This is a genomic window from Ruegeria sp. YTSA075 (genome assembly GCF_059610245.1).
This window is the reverse complement of record NZ_JBXWNG010000004.1, coordinates 293,107-309,604: the sequence shown is the minus strand read 5'-3', so window position 1 is coordinate 309,604 and position 16,498 is coordinate 293,107. Positions and strand designations below refer to the sequence as shown.

At 59.1% G+C, this 16,498-nt stretch carries 13 protein-coding genes and 1 pseudogene; 3 read left to right on the top strand and 11 right to left on the bottom strand.

Translation table 11 applies throughout. The features are described 5' to 3' along the window. Positions 1–193: 193 nt before the first annotated feature. Positions 194–1,762: a 2-isopropylmalate synthase gene (locus AC2FGE_RS10095; protein ID WP_496819091.1), complete on the top strand. Its 1,569-nt coding sequence runs from the start codon at positions 194–196 to the stop codon at positions 1,760–1,762. Between the two features lie 225 nt (positions 1,763–1,987). Here AC2FGE_RS10095 and AC2FGE_RS10090 read toward each other — a convergent pair. The 10 genes and pseudogenes from AC2FGE_RS10090 to iolG all read right to left on the bottom strand — a co-directional run. Continuing rightward, positions 1,988–2,134, bottom strand: a pseudogene (locus AC2FGE_RS10090) (IS30 family transposase); the annotation flags it as partial. 253 nt (positions 2,135–2,387) lie between these two features. After that, the gene (locus AC2FGE_RS10085; RefSeq protein ID WP_496819090.1) at positions 2,388–3,167 is read right to left on the bottom strand and encodes a TIM barrel protein; all 780 of its coding nucleotides are present in this window, start codon (positions 3,165–3,167) and stop codon (positions 2,388–2,390) included. A gap of 1 nt (position 3,168) precedes the next feature. Then, on the bottom strand, positions 3,169–3,975 hold the full coding sequence (gene iolB / locus AC2FGE_RS10080) for a 5-deoxy-glucuronate isomerase (RefSeq protein WP_496819089.1): 807 nt from the start codon (positions 3,973–3,975) through the stop codon (positions 3,169–3,171). 12 nt (positions 3,976–3,987) lie between these two features. Beyond that, entirely contained in the window at positions 3,988–4,890 is a 903-nt protein-coding gene (gene iolE / locus AC2FGE_RS10075) for a myo-inosose-2 dehydratase (protein WP_496819088.1), read from the bottom strand. Further along, entirely contained in the window at positions 4,890–6,719 is a 1,830-nt protein-coding gene (gene iolD / locus AC2FGE_RS10070) for a 3D-(3,5/4)-trihydroxycyclohexane-1,2-dione acylhydrolase (decyclizing) (protein WP_496819087.1), read from the bottom strand. Before iolD ends, iolE begins: the two co-directional genes overlap by 1 nt. A 4-nt stretch (positions 6,720–6,723) precedes the next feature. Further along, entirely contained in the window at positions 6,724–8,634 is a 1,911-nt protein-coding gene (locus AC2FGE_RS10065; protein ID WP_496819086.1) for a bifunctional 5-dehydro-2-deoxygluconokinase/5-dehydro-2-deoxyphosphogluconate aldolase, read from the bottom strand. Between the two features lie 116 nt (positions 8,635–8,750). Further along, positions 8,751–9,572, bottom strand: a complete 822-nt coding sequence (locus AC2FGE_RS10060) for an ATP-binding cassette domain-containing protein (protein WP_496819085.1) — start codon at positions 9,570–9,572, stop codon at positions 8,751–8,753. A gap of 1 nt (position 9,573) precedes the next feature. After that, positions 9,574–10,683 carry an ABC transporter permease gene (locus tag AC2FGE_RS10055; protein ID WP_496819084.1) on the bottom strand — a complete coding sequence of 370 codons (1,110 nt, stop codon included), beginning with the start codon at positions 10,681–10,683 and terminating at the stop codon, positions 9,574–9,576. Between the two features lie 72 nt (positions 10,684–10,755). Continuing rightward, a complete protein-coding gene (locus tag AC2FGE_RS10050) occupies positions 10,756–11,676 on the bottom strand; it encodes a substrate-binding domain-containing protein (RefSeq protein WP_496819082.1) in 921 nt (306 codons plus the stop codon). 104 nt (positions 11,677–11,780) lie between these two features. Further along, positions 11,781–12,803, bottom strand: coding sequence for an inositol 2-dehydrogenase (iolG, locus tag AC2FGE_RS10045; RefSeq protein WP_496819081.1), 1,023 nt, complete (start codon positions 12,801–12,803; stop codon positions 11,781–11,783). 167 nt (positions 12,804–12,970) lie between these two features. Here iolG and AC2FGE_RS10040 point away from each other — a divergent pair, with 167 nt between their 5' ends. Beyond that, entirely contained in the window at positions 12,971–13,978 is a 1,008-nt protein-coding gene (locus AC2FGE_RS10040; protein WP_496819080.1) for a LacI family DNA-binding transcriptional regulator, read from the top strand. A 447-nt stretch (positions 13,979–14,425) separates the two neighbouring features. Here AC2FGE_RS10040 and rlmJ read toward each other — a convergent pair whose 3' ends face one another. Continuing rightward, positions 14,426–15,250, bottom strand: coding sequence for a 23S rRNA (adenine(2030)-N(6))-methyltransferase RlmJ (rlmJ, locus tag AC2FGE_RS10035; protein WP_496819079.1), 825 nt, complete (start codon positions 15,248–15,250; stop codon positions 14,426–14,428). A gap of 155 nt (positions 15,251–15,405) precedes the next feature. Between rlmJ and AC2FGE_RS10030 the strand changes: the two genes are divergently transcribed. After that, positions 15,406–16,452, top strand: coding sequence for a rod shape-determining protein (locus AC2FGE_RS10030; protein ID WP_170535929.1), 1,047 nt, complete (start codon positions 15,406–15,408; stop codon positions 16,450–16,452). The last annotated feature ends 46 nt before the right edge of the window (positions 16,453–16,498 follow it).

Below are 16,498 nucleotides of genomic sequence, written 5' to 3'. Positions count from 1 at the left end.
GCCGTGCGCTCTGTATAACCTGATCCCATGATCAACCGCGCAGATATCCTTGTTGCCGACACCGCCCTTCGCGGTGCGTCGCTGCGTGGCCTACTGATCCTAATCCGCCTCTGAGCGTGCCATCCGGCGCGCCCGCTCAGAGGAGGACGCCAGCGCGCCATAGGCTTTAGGACAGAAGAAGAAAGAGAATCCCATGACCAACGTGACCGACCAAGACCGCGTCTTGATCTTTGATACCACTCTGCGCGACGGAGAGCAGAGCCCCGGCGCCACGATGACCCATGCCGAAAAGCTGGAGATTGCCGAGCTGCTGGACGAGATGGGCGTCGACATTATCGAAGCCGGTTTCCCAATCGCATCCGAAGGCGATTTCAAAGCAGTATCTGAGATTGCCCAAAGGTCGAAAAACAGCCGCATCTGCGGACTCGCGCGCGCCAATTTTGCCGATATTGACCGGTGTTGGGAGGCGGTGAAACACGCCGAACAAAACCGCATTCACACCTTTATCGGCACGTCCCCGCTGCACCGCGCGATCCCAAATCTGACCATGGACGAGATGGCCGACAAGATCCACGAAACGGTCAGCCATGCGCGCAACCTGTGCGAAAACGTGCAGTGGTCGCCGATGGACGCGACGCGGACCGAATGGGATTACCTGTGCCGCGTGATCGAGATTGCCATCAAGGCCGGTGCTACAACCATCAACATCCCCGATACCGTGGGCTATACTGCTCCGGTCGAAAGCGCTGACCTGATTAAACGCCTGATCGAAACCGTACCGGGCGCGGATGAGGTGGTTTTTGCCACCCATTGCCACAACGACCTTGGCATGGCGACTGCGAACTCTCTGGCCGCTGTTGCCGGGGGTGCGCGCCAGATCGAATGCACCATTAACGGTCTGGGCGAACGTGCAGGCAATACAGCCTTGGAAGAGGTCGTCATGGCGTTGCGCACACGCAATGACATCATGCCCTGGCACACCGGTATCGATACGACCAAGATCATGCATATCTCGCGTCGTGTGGCGACGGTGTCAGGCTTCAACGTGCAGTTCAACAAAGCCATCGTCGGTAAGAACGCCTTTGCACATGAAAGCGGCATCCATCAGGACGGGATGCTCAAGAACCGCGAAAACTTCGAAATCATGCGCCCCGAGGATATCGGCCTGTCGGGCACCTCTTTGCCATTGGGAAAACATTCAGGTCGCGCTGCGTTGCGCGACAAGCTGGAAACGCTGGGCTTCGAGGTTGGCGACAACCAATTGCGCGACATCTTTGTACGGTTCAAAGATTTGGCCGACCGCAAGAAAGAAGTGTTCGACGACGACCTGATCGCGCTGATGACCCTGGATGAGGCGGATGACTATCTGCAACTGGTGTCAATGAAGGTCACCTGCGGTACCGGCGGGCAAGCCGAAGCGACGGTCGAGCTGGAAATGGATGGCAAGGACATTATTGCAACCGAACATGGCGACGGCCCGGTTGATGCCGCGTTCAAGGCCATCCGCGCAATCCACCCAAACACAGCCCGCCTGCAACTCTATCAGGTGCATGCGGTGACCGAAGGGACAGACGCGCAGGCGACCGTTTCGGTGCGCCTGGAAGAGGATGGCATGATCGCAACAGGCCAATCAGCGGATACCGATACGGTCGTGGCATCGGCCAAGGCCTATATCCACGCCTTGAACCGTTTGATCGTCCGCCGGGAAAAAGCAGGCCCGGGGGCCGATGCGCGCGAGATCAGCTACAAAGACCTGACCTGAGCAAAAAACGTCCAAGCATAGGGTTCCCGCGTTCGCGGGGCCCCGACAGCAGCGACATGAATGAGTGACTGGCTCGTACGCTGCCCTTCAAACCCAGTCCAAACCGCTATATCCCGGCTGATGCTTGCGGTGACGTCACGCCTGAAGCCCACGAGCGCGCGATGGACCGCCTGGTTCAAGCAGGTGCAATCCCGATGAATTCGCTGCAGTTCGTGTTCGAGCTTCAGCAGGATTGGGCCCGCGGTGATAGATCGACGAGGAGTTCCGATCAAACAGTCGACCAATCGAGCTCATCGACTCTCCGCGTTGCCACCGATCCCAGATCTCCGCCATTTGCTTCTCTGTAAAATAAATTCGACGTCGATAGGCCATTCCAACACTCCATCTTTGCTCTCAAAGTGAAGTGTTGCGTCGATCCATTGAGACCGCCGCAGAAAGCTGCCGAATGCGTCCGCAGCGCCAACGCTGAGCGGCAATGACTGGTAAGGGCTCTGTCCGTAACGCGCAGCTACTGGCTTGTCTGGCACGAAAACCAGGCCGTTGCCCGCCGCGTTCGCGCCGTTGTGGACCTTTTGGAGCAGATTCTCAGCGAAGACCGCAGCATGTTTCTGCCGGCATCCGAACCCTAAAGCGTGAATGCGTCCCGGAAGGCTTCCAGCGCGGCGTCCTCGTCGCCTTTTGCAAACGCCTCCATGCCGACAGGGCCGGAATAGCCTAGTTCAGACAAAGCGCGCGCAACCGCCGCATAGTTGATTTCGCCTGTTCCTGGCTCGCAGCGGCCCGGGTTGTCTGCGACCTGGACCTCACCGATCCATGGCAGGCAGGCTTCACACCAGCGGATCAAATCCCCTTCTCCGATCTGGGTGTGGTAGAGGTCGAGGTTGATCCTGAGCTGCGGGCGGTTGACAGCGGACACAAGGGATAGCACGGCCTCGGTGGATCCGAACGGGCATCCCGGGTGGTCCAGCGGGTTGAGATTCTCGAGCGTAAACGTCACGCCCTCTTCTTCGGCCATGTCGCAGATGCGATTGAGCGTGTCGCGTGCGCGCAGTTCCATCCCGGGCGCAAACGTGCCGTGGCGCGGGATCGGGATGCCGCCATCGCCAAGCCCGGTGCCATGCAGGTTCAGACGGTCAACACCCAACCGTTTGCCAACCTGCGCTGTCTCGTGCGCCGATTTCAGAAGCATCTCGGCGCCCTCGTCGTCGGTCAAGCGTCCTTCGAGGTAGCCGTTCATGATGGTGAAGTTCGCGCCGGTTCTCTGCAGCGCGTCCAGGTCCCATTCGGGCCAGTTCCACAGACCGACGCCAAAGCCCATCTCGTGAAGCTTCGCCGCGCGCCAAGCGATCGGTTTGTTTTGCCAAAGCATCTCTGCGCAGGCGGCGAGTTGAAATCTTGCGGTCATCTCAGGCGTCCCGTTCCATAATCCATTCGACCTCAGATGCAGGCACAAAGCGCCATTTGCGCAGCGGCCCGGCCATGACATTGAGGTAGTACATTTCGAAGCCGTAGGGCGCGCCGCACGGGTGGTGGCCGCGCGGGACGAGGACCACGTCGTCATCTGCCACGGCCATGGTTTCGTTGAGTTGCAGGTCGTCGGTATAGACGCGCTGGATGCCGAAACCGTTCGCAGGGTTCAGGCGGTGGTAGTAAGTCTCTTCGAGGTAGGTGATGCGTGGGAAGTCATCCTCGTCGTGGCGGTGGCTGGGATAGGACGACCAGTGGCCCGCGGGGGTGAACACCTCGGTGACCAGAAGCGAGTCACAGTAATCCTCGTTCTCCATCGCGATGTTGTTGATGTGGCGCGTGTTGGTGCCCTTGCCGCGTTCGGTGAGCGTGATCCCGTCGGGCCCGATCCGGCGCGCTTCGTGGCCGCCCATGCCGGGCGCTGAACAGACGGCAAGAACGCAATCGGTTTCGGCCGTGGCCGCCCATTCCGTGCCATTTGGCAGGTAGAGGCAATGCGGCGGGGTCTTTTCGAAGACATTCATGCGATCGCCCAGAACGCCCCAATCCTGCCCTGCGCCGGTGAGCGCGACCTTACCCTCGACCACCACGAGGATCACCTCGCGGTCGCCCGTCGCCTCGGCGGCGGTATCGCCCGCGCGCAGGCGGTAGAGAGAGAACCCGACGTAGCGCCACCCGGCGCTTTCCGGCGTGATCTGGTGCACCTTGCCGCGTGTACCAAAGGGTTTTCTGAGAAGATCGGGCATATCGAGGTCTCTCTATTCGATGGTCAGACCGGAGCGGCCACAGATTTCGGTGATGTGGTCGAAACCAAGCTTCGAGTATTCATATGGCGGTGCCTTGGCGGGGTCCTGTTCCGCCTCGACGACAATCCAGCCGGCATAGTCCATGGCCTTGAGTTTGTCGGTGATCGTCTGGAAGTCGATGCAGCCCTCTGGGTCGCCCGGGACCGAGTATATGCCTGCCGCGACGCCATCGAGGAAACTGCGGTCCTCGGCCCGAACCCAATCCAGCACGGGCTGGCGCACGTCCTTGAAGTGGACGTGGTGAACCCGGTGGCCCCACTTTTCGAGCACCGCGACGGGGTCCGCCCCAGCAAAATGCAGATGACCGGTATCATAGAGCAGAGTCAGATCCTCGGTTGACCCCTCCATCAACCAGTCGATGTCTTCGGCGTCCTGCACCATCGCGCCCATGTGGTGGTGATAGCTCAGCACACAGCCCTCGTCGGCGGACCATTTGGCAAGCTCCGAGAGCTTGGCGCCATAGGCCATGACCTCGTCGCGCGAGAGCTTGGGGCGCTGGCTGACGGGTTGGCCGTTGTTTCCCTGGATCGTGTTGGAACACTCGGCATAGACGATGCAGGGTGCGTTCAGCGCAGCGAACTGTTCGACCTGCTGGCGGATCGCCTCCTTTTCCTCGTGGACCGAGGCCACCATCAGGTTGCCCGAACACCAGCCGCCGCACAACGCAACGCCGTAGCGGTCGAGATAAGCGCGCAGACCTTCAGTGTCGGTGGGCATCCGGCGGCCACGTTCAACGCCGGAATAGCCGATCTTGGCCGCATCCTCCATGGCGCCTTCGGTGGTGAAGGCCGCAGTCAGCTCCGGCAGATCGTCGTTCTGCCACGCGATCAGGGATATTCCGATCTTTACACTCATCAATCTGCTCGCTGGGTTTTCTTGTTTTGGATGTATTTCTCATGGGCCGCGTTGACCTCGGCCCGCTCGGAGACTTCTGGCACGCCGACATCCCACCACGTTCCACCGGGTTCCGTGGACGGATAAGGATCGGTGTCGATGACGACCACGTAAGGGCCTTTGACATCGCCGCGTTTCGCCAACGCCTGCTCCAGCTCAGCGATCGAGGCGACCTTGACGGATTTCGCGCCCATCGCTTCAGCGTGTTTGGCAAAGTCGATGTTGGAGTTTTCGCCGCCGATCGCGTGATCCAGCAGGTTGTTGAACTCCGCCCCGCCGGTGCCCATTTGCAGCCGGTTGATACAGCCATAACCGCGGTTGTCGGTGACCACGACGGTGAAGGAGACACCCTTCATCGCGGCTGTCGCCATCTCGGAATTGGCCATCATATAGGTGCCGTCGCCAGTAAAACAGATAACATCCCGCTCCGGCTGGGCCATCTTGATACCCATGGCACCAGCGATCTCGTAGCCCATGCAGCTAAAGCCGTATTCCATGTGGTAAGAGCCCGGCTTTCCCGCCTTCCACAGCTTGTGCAGTTCGCCCGGCATAGTGCCTGCGGCGCACATCACCACCGTGTCTTCGCCTGCAGCGCGTTGGACAGCCCCGATCACCTGCATGTCGGTGGCAAGTTCGTTGCCTTCAGGCGCGTCGGTCAGCGGATCGACCTTGGCGAACCAGTCCGGTTTCAGCCCGTCGATTTTGCCGGGAGATTGGTGTCCGCCAAGCGCCGCACCCAATTCATTGAGGCCGACCATCGCATCCGATTGCAACGGTACGGCCCCGTGCTTCATGGCGTCATAGGCCGCAACGTTGAGCGAGATCAGCCTGCGTTCGGGATTGGCAAACAGTCCCCATGATCCGGTGGTGAAATCCTGAAAGCGGGTTCCGATGCCGACCACCACATCTGCCTCGGCGCAGACCGTGTTGGCCGCTTCGCCCCCAGTAACACCGATGGGCCCAAGATTGAGGGGGTGATCCCAAGGCAGGGCCGACTTGCCCGCCTGCGTCTCGACAACGGGGATGTTGTGCGCTTCGGCAAAACCCGCCAGCACCTCGGTCGCCTGCGCATAATGCACACCGCCGCCCGCCACGATCACGGGGCGCTTGCCTGCGCGGATCAGCGCGGCAACCTCAGCCAACTCGGCTTCATCGGGGCGGATACGGCGCTGACGCCAGACCTTTGGCTCGAAGAAGCTCTCGGGGTAGTCATAGGCTTCGGCCTGCACATCCTGACAGAACGACAGGCAAACCGGACCGCACTCCGCCGGGTCGGTCATGGTGCGGAGGGCGCGTGGCAAGGCTGTCAGCAACTGCTCTGGCCGCGTTATGCGGTCAAAATAGCGCGTTACCGGCTTGAAGCAGTCGTTCACGGTCACGGTGCCGTCAGAGAAATCCTCGACCTGTTGCAAGACAGGGTCAGGGCCACGATTCGCAAAGACATCTCCGGGGATGAGCAGAACCGGCAGGCGGTTCACATGTGCGAGTGCGGCAGCCGTCACCATGTTCGCAGCACCAGGACCAATCGAGGACGTCACGGCCATCGCCTTGCGCCGATTTGATTGCTTGGCATAGGCGATGGCGGCATGCGCCATCGTCTGCTCGTTATGCCCGCGCCATGTCGGGAAGTCGTCCTTGGCAGCATGCAGAGCCTCGCCGATCCCCGCCACATTGCCATGACCGAAGATCGCCCAGCAGCCTTCGATGAAACGCGCGCCATCGTCATTCTGTTGCGCCACAATATAGCGCACCATGGCTTGCGCGGCCGTCAGTCGGATTGTCTTACCCATTAGATCACTCCACGTTCAGACGAGCATCAGCCCGCGCCTTGTCCCAAATTTCGCAGAGCCGTGTATAGCGCTCGGACATCTGAGCCACGGCCGCGGCATCTGACATCTCACCCTTCAACCAAGCGCGTGCAGCATCGCCGAATATCGTCCGCCCTACGGCAAAGCCTTTGACCAGCGGCTGCTTGGCCGCCAGCGCGAAACTTGCCGCCAATTCGGCTTCCGGCGCGTCGAGGCCCAGAACCACGATGCCACGGGTGCGCGGATCGTTCCGCTCGATGGCGTCGACCGCATTTGCCCAAGCGGCATCTGTCTTGAATGGCTCCAGCTTCCACCAATCAGGATAAACGCCCGCGTCATAGAAGGACTGGATCAGCGTGGCAGATGTATCATCATCCACAGGACCAACTTTCGACGGGATGATCTCGAGCAGGAACTCCAGCCCGTTGCGCCGCGCGGCTGAGAACATGCGTTTCACGCGCGTCAGGTGCTTTTCTTGCGTTTCCGCGTCATCATCGGGATGCACAAAGACCAACAACTTAACGACGTTTTCACGCGCCCATTCGCCCAAACCGCCAAGATCTTCGCCCAGTTCCGGCTCAAATTCGATGGGCCGAGGCCCAGGAAGTTCCGTCGGTCTGCCAATCCAAAGCCCGGTACCTGTGGCCTTGTGCAACGCAGATCGCCCGATCCGGTTATCGCAAAGGATACCGAAGCCTGATCGTCCGCCTTGCACGTTCAAGGCCGCCTCAAGACAAAGTTCCTTGAAAGCGCCGCCTTTTTCCAGCGTGTAGCCGGCCATCTCTTCCAGTTGCAGCCGGTGATCAAAGGCAAAGGTCTTGACCGAAGCCCAATCCCCCGCACGGTTCGTGGCCCAGTGCACCTGTTCAAGCTCCGCATCGTTGCGCAGATCGGGCCGCTTGATCCCGCGATCAAAGAAGAACTGAAGCTCTTCCCATGATGGATACGCTGGCGTGCACCCATGGCGGCTAACTGCAAAAGCACCGCAAGCATTCGCGTATTTCAATGCCGTCGGCCAGTCCTCGCCATCCAGCCAGCCTTTCAGCAGGCCAGACATAAAGCCGTCGCCAGCCCCCAGGACATTGAACACCTCGATCGGAAAACCCGGGCCCGCTTGCCCATCATCCAGACTGTCCGGTACGTCGCCAGTGAAGGCCACCGCGCCTGCCGCGCCGCGTTTACACACCAGCGTCGCGCCAGACACCGCACGCACCGCGCGCAGTGCAGCGATCGTATCGGTTGAACCACCCGCGATGTGGAACTCTTCCTCGGTGCCGACGATCAGATCAAAAAGGTGCAACGTCGATTGCAGTTTCGCCGTGACCGCTTTGCTTTCGACAAAGCGACTTTCGCCATCGCCATGCCCGGCCACACCCCATAGGTTCGGGCGATAATCGATGTCGAGCGCGGTCTGCTGTCCGTTTGCACGAGCAAGTTCCAGAGCCTTGATGGTTGCCGCCTCTACCTGCGGGTGACTCAGATGCGTCCCCGTTGCTACAACCGCGCGGGCTGAACGAATAAAGTCCGGGTCGATATCATCAGCCGTCAAACCCATATCCGCGCAATTCTCGCGGTAGAAAATCAATGGGAACTGTTCCTGATCGCGGATGCCCAGAAGCACAAGCGCGGTCAATCGGTCCGGATCGGTCTTGACGCCGTCAGTGTTGACGCCCTCGCGCTGCAACTGCTCCACGATGAACCGGCCCATATGCTCGTCGCCGACACCAGTAATCACCGCCGACTTGAGGCCCAGCCGCGCCGTGCCGCAAGCGATATTGGTGGGCGAGCCGCCAATATACTTGTCAAACGACCCCATATCTTCCAGTCGTCCGCCAATCTGCGCCCCGTAGAGATCAACCGAGGACCGACCAATGGTGATGAGGTCAATTTTTGTCATTGTCCGTGCCTTAAACGTCATTTTGAAAAAGTGGGGCCGATAAGACTTCTCTCACCAGCCCCACTGACCACTTTTTTATCCTTGGGAGGAATCCGAGTGGTATTCGGCAAGCTTCGCTAAACTGTCCCGCCGAGCGACCCTTCGAGCTGGGCCATTTCTTGGCCCCCAGCCATGAGATCCTGCAACTCTTCTGGGCTGATCTCACCGCGCTTTGCGGTTCCAAGCGTTTTGCCACGGTTTAGCACAGTGAATCTGTCTCCAACTGCTAGCGCATGTCGGACATTGTGGCTGATGAAGACCACTCCGATGCCCTGCTTGCGCACCTTGTCGATTGTCGCCAACACGTTGGAGGTTTGACGCACGCCAAGTGCGGAGGTCGGTTCATCGAGGATCAGGACTTTCGCTCCGAAATACACGGCACGGGCAATGGCAACCGTTTGGCGTTCACCCCCTGAAAGGGTGCCAACCGCTTGGTCGGGCGCACGCAGGTTAATGCCCATCTTGCGCATCTCGGCCATCGTGATTTCGTTCGCCGTTTCCAGATCGAAACGCTTCATCGGCCCGCGCCCTTTCGTCGGCTCGCGCCCCATAAAGAAGTTCCTAGATACGGACATTAACGGGATCATTGCGAGATCCTGGAACACGGTTGCTATACCCGCTTCCATAGAATCCCGCGGTGTGGCGAAACTCATCGGCTTGCCTTCAAACAGAATTTCCCCATGCGTAGGCTGGTGCACGCCTGACATTGTTTTGATGAAGGTCGATTTACCTGCACCGTTATCGCCCAGCAGGCAGTGGCATTCGCCGGGGCGGATATCAAAACTGACACCGGCAAGCGCGATGATGTTGCCGAAGTGCTTTTCAATGTCCTTCATCTGGACGATTGGGGCAACGCTATCGTCAACATCGCCGTGGTGGAATTTGCTGTCTTCGGTCATATCAACGCTCCCCCGTGACGCGCTTGCGAATGGCATTGTTGAAGAGAACCGCGATCAGGAGCATGCCGCCCAGGAAGACCTGGAACCAATCCTGGTCAAAGTCGGTGTACGTGAGGCCGATAACCACCATCCCGAAGATGATTGAGCCGAAGAAGGCCCCGATGGCCGACCCGTAACCGCCAGTCAGAAGGCAGCCGCCGATCACCGCGGCGATGATCGCCTCGAATTCCTTCTGGAAACCGCGACGCGCGTCGGTCGAGCCTGCGTCGATCACGGTGATGATGGCGACAAGCGCAGCGCAGCAAGCCGTGACCATGAAGAGCGAGATCTTGACCCGGTTTACTGGCACACCCGAATTTGAGGCTGCGCTGCTGTCACCGCCCGCTGCAAAGATCCAGTTGCCGGCGGGTGTGCGAAGCAGGATGTAAGTTGCAGCCAAGGCAAGAACGATGAACCAAAGGATCTCAACCGGGATCCCCGTGACTTTGGGCGTGCCGTTCTTGAAGGTCTCGACCAGACCGCGTTCGGCCAGCCAGCCGAAGAGAGCCGGAAAGGCATCCCCGGAGAAGACAGGTGCAAGCCAATCGTTCTCGGTCGCATCACGTACACCGCGCAACTGGGTTGAGCCTCCGGACGCCCATTTCAAGCCGACGAGCGACAGACCGCGCAGGATGAAAAGGAACGCCAAAGTCACGATGAAGGACGGCAAGCCAGACCGGATCACGATGAGCCCGTTGATCGCCCCGACGAAAGCCGAGAACAGGAAAGTCAGAGGAATGGCGATTATCAAGGGCAAGCCCCAAACCATGACGCAGACCCCAAAGAAGAGACCGGCGAAGGCAACCATGGACCCGATGGAGAGGTCGAACTCGCCGCCGATCATCAGCATCGCGGCACCGATTGCGAGGATGCCAAGCTGTGCGGCGGGTGTCAGAAAGTTGATGATGCCCGAAGTGGTGAACATCGCGCTATCGGCGGTGATCACGAAGAAGATAGCCACCAGCACAACACCCGCGATGGCGCCAAGCTCGGGCCGTTTCATCAGACGTGAGAGCAAAGGCTCTGCCTTGATCCTTTCGTCTGTCATTGAATTCGGTGTCGTGTCGCTCATTGGATTCCCTCCCCCTTTTGGCTTGTGAGTGGCACACACATGCGCCACTCACTTTTGCTCTTCGCTAAAGGCTTAGCGGATGCCTTGAGCGGACAGTTCGATCACTTGCGCGGCTTTGTCGGCGGTGATCAGGTTCGGGCCGGAAGCCACGTCGCCACCCGGCATCAGGCCGTACTTGGCCTGCAACGCCATGATAGAGACGCCCATGTAGCCCTGCAGGTACTGCTGCTGGTCCAGAGCGAAGGCGGCATCGCCGTCAACGATCGACTGCAGGAAGCCAGCCGAAAGGTCGAACGTGGCGACATTCACGTCGCGGCCCGAAGCTTTCGCTGCAGCAACGGAAGGCTCACCAGCCGTGGATGCGCCCAGTGCCATCACGGTGTCGACGCTTTCGTCGGATGCCAGAGCAGCGGCAACCTTGGATTCGATTTCCGCCGGATCGTTGGTAGTCGGCAGAACCGTCACGGTGCCGCCGAAACCTTCCTCAAAGCCAGCACAGCGCTGGTCGAGAGAGATGTTGCCGACTTCCTGGTTCACGCAGAGCGCGTTCGTGCCTCCCATTTCGGCAAGCGCTGCACCAGCGGCGACACCTGCGTCATATTCGTCCTGGCCCACGTGCATCGCCGTGCCCAGCTCTTTGCCCTGCGCACCACCGGCGTTGATGGTGATGACAGGGATGCCAGCCGCAATCGCACGTTCAACCGAGGGCCCGAGCGCATCGGGGTCGGGGAACGAGATGATCAAGCCATCGGGCTCTTCGTTCACGGCAGCGTCGATCAGTTGCGACATCAGAACCATGTCGAAGGTTTCAGGCGAGTTGTAAGACACGTTCGCGCCGGTATCGGCAGCGGCCTGATCGACGCCGGCCTTGACGACGGACCAGAACGCATCGTTGGCCTGACCGTGGACAACAACCGAGATGTCCTGGGCAACGGCGGGTGCTGCGACAGCGATGGCCGTGGCGGCGACCGCGCCTTTCAAAAAGGTTTTCATTTGGGATCCTCCCTTGGTTTGCCTTTCACGCCGGTCACCCGGCGGCTCTTTCACGCGACTCCGTCGCGCATTTCGCATCGCCCCGAGAGGACGAGTGCCTCTTGTCAGGCCGCCTCCCCGCGACCCGAAATCTCTAAAACGTCTGCCATTGCGACGGGCTGGCCTCTCTGCGCAGAGCGCGTCGCGGCCTCAGCCATGGCCAATGCCTCGACGCCGTTGTGCAGGTTGACTGGCATGTCCGACTTGCTCTGAACGGCTTCCACGAAAGCGGCCCATTCGGCCTTGTAGGCGGGCATGTAGCGTTCGAGGAAAAAATATGTGGGCTTGGCACTGCTGACGCCAGCCGTCGTGGATTTAACCAGTGTGTTCTCGAGCACGTTCTGTGCCTGAAGCAAACCTTCTGAGCCGAGCACTTCGACCCGCTGGTCATAGCCATAGACCGCGCGCCGGGAATTCTTGATCACAGCAATGCGACCGTCCGCGTAGGTCAGTGTCACAGCAGCGGTGTCAACGTCACCAGCCGCGCCGATGGCGGGATCGACCACCGATGTCCCGACGGCGCTTACGGACACGGGCGCTTCGCCCATGATGAAGTTCGCCATGTCGAAGTCGTGGATCATCATGTCCCGGAACAGGCCGCCGGAAACCTTGATGTACTCGACCGGCGGCGGGGCGGGGTCAAAGGACGTGATCGACAGCAACTCAGGCTTGCCGATCTCACCCGCGTCGATGGCTGCCTTGAGCGCGCCGAAGCTCGGATCAAAGCGGCGGTTGAAACCGATCATGATGTTTAAGGCCTTGTCGCCGACATTGCCAAGACAGGCCGATGCGCGTTCGAGGCTGAGGTCCACAGGCTTTTCGCAAAGGACTGCCTTCTCTGCTGCTGCGGCTGCTTCGATCAGGTCGGAGTGCGTGTCGGTCGACGTTGCGATAAGGACGGCATCGATGGATGTGTCTGCGATGATCTCATCCGAGGTGCGAACTTCACAGCCATAACTCTTCGCCAGAGCCTGGGCGTTCTTATCAAACGCATCCGAAACCGCGACCAGTTCGCTCTCCGGATGCGAAGAAATCGCCTGTGCATGAACATTTCCGATGCGCCCTGCGCCGAGCAATCCAACCCGCATCCTGAGACCTCCCGATTCTCGTTTGAGAGAGACCATCAACATTTCTGCACCCGCGTGCAAGAAAAATTTGCACCCGCGTGCAAATTCCTGCTAGCCTTGCACAGAGTACCGGGCATGGATCGTTTGTGATTCCAAGAGTTTCGAGCGCTGGGAGGTCTGCGAAAAAGATGAACGATCAGGGAGGATCCACTACAGCAGATGATGTCGCAGCGCTTGCTGGCGTGTCCCGCTGGACAGTGAATCGCGCCTTCAAGAAGGACGCGTCAATCTCTGCCAAATCACGCGAAAAGGTTATGAAGGCAGCCGAGGAGCTTGGCTATGTCCCGGATCTGCTGGCAACCAGTCTTGCGACGGACCGAACCAACCTCGTCGCGCTTCTGGTCGATGACTTTGCCAACCCGCACAAGCTGATCATGATGGAGCGCCTGACGCGCATATTGCGAAAGAACGGCTATGACACCCTGCTCGTCAACACGAGCGACGAAGAAGACGCCTCGGCCGCCCTGCTCAATGCAAGCCAAAGACGGGTAGATGCGGCTGTCCTCATTGGGGTCAGTTTCAATGACCAAAGCCTTGAAACCGCGCTTGGGGCTAAAAGGGTCAAGAAACTGATCGTTTTTGCCCGTATGTCCAGCAATGACAACACGATCTCTATCTGCTGCGATGACCGCGCTGCCATGACCGCGATCACGCGGCATGTCTTCTCGGCGGGCTATCGCAATCCGCTATTTATCGCAGGCCCGCAATCTCAATCGGCACATCTTCAACGGAAGGAAACGTTTCTTTCGCAATGGGAAAGGACCACAGGATCACGTCCCAAATTCGCGTCGGTCGACCGGTATGATCCCAAGATGGCATACGATCTTGTGGCTGAGTGGTTCCGGGATACACCAAAGTCCGAGCTACCGGACGTTCTGGTCTGCGAAAACGATGCACTGGCTATGGGAACGATCGACGCGATCCGCTTTGAGCTCGGTCTGCGCGTGCCCGAGGACATCGCTGTTACTGGTTTCGACAACGCGCCTCAAGCCTCCAGCCCGCATTACGAACTGACAACCTATCGCCAGCCCCTAACGGACATGGCAGAAGCGTTGGTGGATGTCCTTGACGGCAAAAAACGCACCAAGAAGTTGAATGCATTTCTGGGAAACTTGATTATCCGCAAGAGCGCATAGGCTACTCATTGATCAAAAGCCTCTGACGGGCCTGCCGAGTTCGCTGTCTTGGGCTTGAGTTTGTCGTCATGCCTCTGATGCTAATACGAAGTGCGCAAAGCGGATTTTGCCCAAGGAAGTAAGGCAGATTGCATTGGTGCTTCTTGGTGTCGATCTTGCGTCGGACAACGGGTGGATTGGGATAGCTGAAGCCCTTTCCTCCAAACGACCGGTTCGGTGAAGTCCAGGGCAGAATTGAAATTTGAGTGCTGCGGTCGCGAAGATTTTCTGCTTCGGCGAAAGCGGCAGGTGCATAAGTCCGGTTTGTCCGCATCTTGTCCCTGCACGCGTGTTGCAACGAAGGTGATCTACAGCGTGGATCCGCCGCTGCCGCCAATTTCATTGCAAAGGAACAATTCAGGCAGGTGCATCATCTGACTTGGGGCGAACATCTCACTCCTGGTCATACTATGACGGTTGGATCAGGTTCGTGTAACGTTCAACAGCTCCAAGAGACGCGAACCGATCCGAAAGGCGGGTCATCTCTTCCTCAATACCAAACGGCGCGTTCAACATGAACATCCCCGACCCAACCATTCGATGCCCATTCCGCGCAGGCGGGAACTGCACTTCATGGAAGACGGCTTTGGGGTATTTCTGCAACCTCAGCGCCTCGATCATTGAAGTGTGGCGCCCATCCGTCAGGATCGGATACCACAAGGCAATCACACCGACATTCCATTTGTGGTGAAACTTGGCGATGAGCCCCGGTAAGCGCGCATAATCGGCCTTCACCTCATAGCTGGGGTCAATCAGCATCAACCCGCGCCGAGGAGTCGGTGGCAGCAGGGATTGCGCCAGTTCAAACCCATCTTGCTGGTAGGTCTTCGCGCCAAACGGCGACACCGCCAGTGACAGGGCTGTATGCTCCTGCGGGTGCATCTCTGCGAAATGCAGCGCGTCCTGATCCCTCAATAGTTGCGCCGCGATCAGAGGTGACCCGGGATAGGCCGCTGCGCCATATCGCGCCTGTGTCGCCTGCAGCACCTGTGTCATTGGATGATCAGCACCGAACCATGCCTCACGCCGAGCACGTTCGATCCCGGCTGCGGCTTCGCCAGTTCGAAGCGCCTCGACCGCGTCCAATTGGTACAGACCGCGCCCGGAATGGGTCTCGACATAGCTGATCGGCTTGTCCTTGCGGGTCAGATACTGCAGAACCGACGCCAATAAAGCGTGTTTTTGTACATCAGCCAGATTTCCTGCATGGTAAATATGTTGATATGAGAGCATTTTGCCTTCTAAAGTCCTTACCAATGAGGCGAAAAGGTGCTGATTGTCACGGAATCAGCCCTTTTACCGGGCGAGTTGGCACCCTATAAGTCATCCGTCCCGGAACCGTCGAGTCGCGGGCAGAAGAAAAACTGACATACAGGATCAGGGGAAACATGGGGATCTTAGGCAATCTGGGCGGCCTGTTCACTTCGGACATGGCCATCGACCTTGGGACAGCAAACACGCTGGTTTATGTCAAGGGTCGCGGTGTGATCCTGTCTGAACCGTCCGTTGTTGCCTACCACGTCAAAGACGGGGTCAAAAAGGTTCTGGCCGTCGGCGAAGACGCCAAATTGATGCTGGGCCGGACGCCCGGTTCGATCGAGGCCATCCGCCCAATGCGCGAAGGTGTGATCGCCGATTTCGACACCGCTGAAGAAATGATCAAGCACTTCATTCGCAAAGTGCACAAACGCTCGACATTCTCTAAACCCAAGATCATCGTCTGCGTCCCCCATGGCGCGACACCAGTGGAAAAACGCGCGATCCGTCAGTCGGTTCTGTCTGCGGGGGCCCGCCGCGCCGGTCTGATTGCCGAACCAATTGCCGCGGCGATTGGCGCAGGGATGCCCATCACCGATCCGACCGGAAACATGGTCGTGGATATCGGTGGCGGTACAACCGAGGTTGCCGTTCTGTCGCTAGGTGACATCGTCTATGCCCGCTCGGTCCGTGTGGGCGGAGACCGCATGGATGAGGCGATCATCTCGTATCTGCGCCGTCAGCAGAACCTGCTGGTGGGTGAGTCCACGGCTGAGCGGATCAAAACAACCATCGGCACCGCACGCATGCCCGACGATGGCCGCGGCCAGTCGATGCATATCCGAGGCCGCGACCTGTTGAACGGTGTACCGAAGGAAATCGAGATCAGCCAGGCTCAGGTGGCCGAAGCGCTTTCAGAACCTGTGCAGGCGATCTGTGAGGCCGTGATGACCGCCTTGGAAACCACACCACCCGATCTGGCAGCGGACATTGTCGACCGGGGCGTGATGCTGACCGGTGGGGGTGCTTTGTTGGGCGATCTTGATCTGGCACTGCGTGAACAGACCGGTCTGGCGGTGTCGATAGCCGATGAAAGCCTGAATTGTGTGGCTTTGGGCACTGGCAAAGCGCTAGAATACGAAAAACAACTGCGCCACGCGATTGACTACGAAAGCTAAGGCGCGCACCCTTTGAATGTAGGGTAAATTCGGCACGAGCAGCACG

Excerpts from the sequence above, each read along its gene's own strand:
- AC2FGE_RS10055 (WP_496819084.1), bottom strand. The coding sequence starts at position 10,683 with ATGAGCGACACGACACCGAATTCAATGACAGACGAAAGGATCAAGGCA.
- iolE (WP_496819088.1), bottom strand. The coding sequence starts at position 4,890 with ATGAGTGTAAAGATCGGAATATCCCTGATCGCGTGGCAGAACGACGAT.
- AC2FGE_RS10085 (WP_496819090.1), bottom strand. The coding sequence starts at position 3,167 with ATGACCGCAAGATTTCAACTCGCCGCCTGCGCAGAGATGCTTTGGCAA.
- AC2FGE_RS10065 (WP_496819086.1), bottom strand. The coding sequence starts at position 8,634 with ATGACAAAAATTGACCTCATCACCATTGGTCGGTCCTCGGTTGATCTC.
- rlmJ (WP_496819079.1), bottom strand. The coding sequence starts at position 15,250 with ATGCTCTCATATCAACATATTTACCATGCAGGAAATCTGGCTGATGTA.
- AC2FGE_RS10095 (WP_496819091.1), top strand. The coding sequence starts at position 194 with ATGACCAACGTGACCGACCAAGACCGCGTCTTGATCTTTGATACCACT.
- iolG (WP_496819081.1), bottom strand. The coding sequence starts at position 12,803 with ATGCGGGTTGGATTGCTCGGCGCAGGGCGCATCGGAAATGTTCATGCA.
- AC2FGE_RS10040 (WP_496819080.1), top strand. The coding sequence starts at position 12,971 with ATGAACGATCAGGGAGGATCCACTACAGCAGATGATGTCGCAGCGCTT.
- iolB (WP_496819089.1), bottom strand. The coding sequence starts at position 3,975 with ATGCCCGATCTTCTCAGAAAACCCTTTGGTACACGCGGCAAGGTGCAC.
- AC2FGE_RS10060 (WP_496819085.1), bottom strand. The coding sequence starts at position 9,572 with ATGACCGAAGACAGCAAATTCCACCACGGCGATGTTGACGATAGCGTT.
- AC2FGE_RS10030 (WP_170535929.1), top strand. The coding sequence starts at position 15,406 with ATGGGGATCTTAGGCAATCTGGGCGGCCTGTTCACTTCGGACATGGCC.
- AC2FGE_RS10050 (WP_496819082.1), bottom strand. The coding sequence starts at position 11,676 with ATGAAAACCTTTTTGAAAGGCGCGGTCGCCGCCACGGCCATCGCTGTC.
- iolD (WP_496819087.1), bottom strand. The coding sequence starts at position 6,719 with ATGGGTAAGACAATCCGACTGACGGCCGCGCAAGCCATGGTGCGCTAT.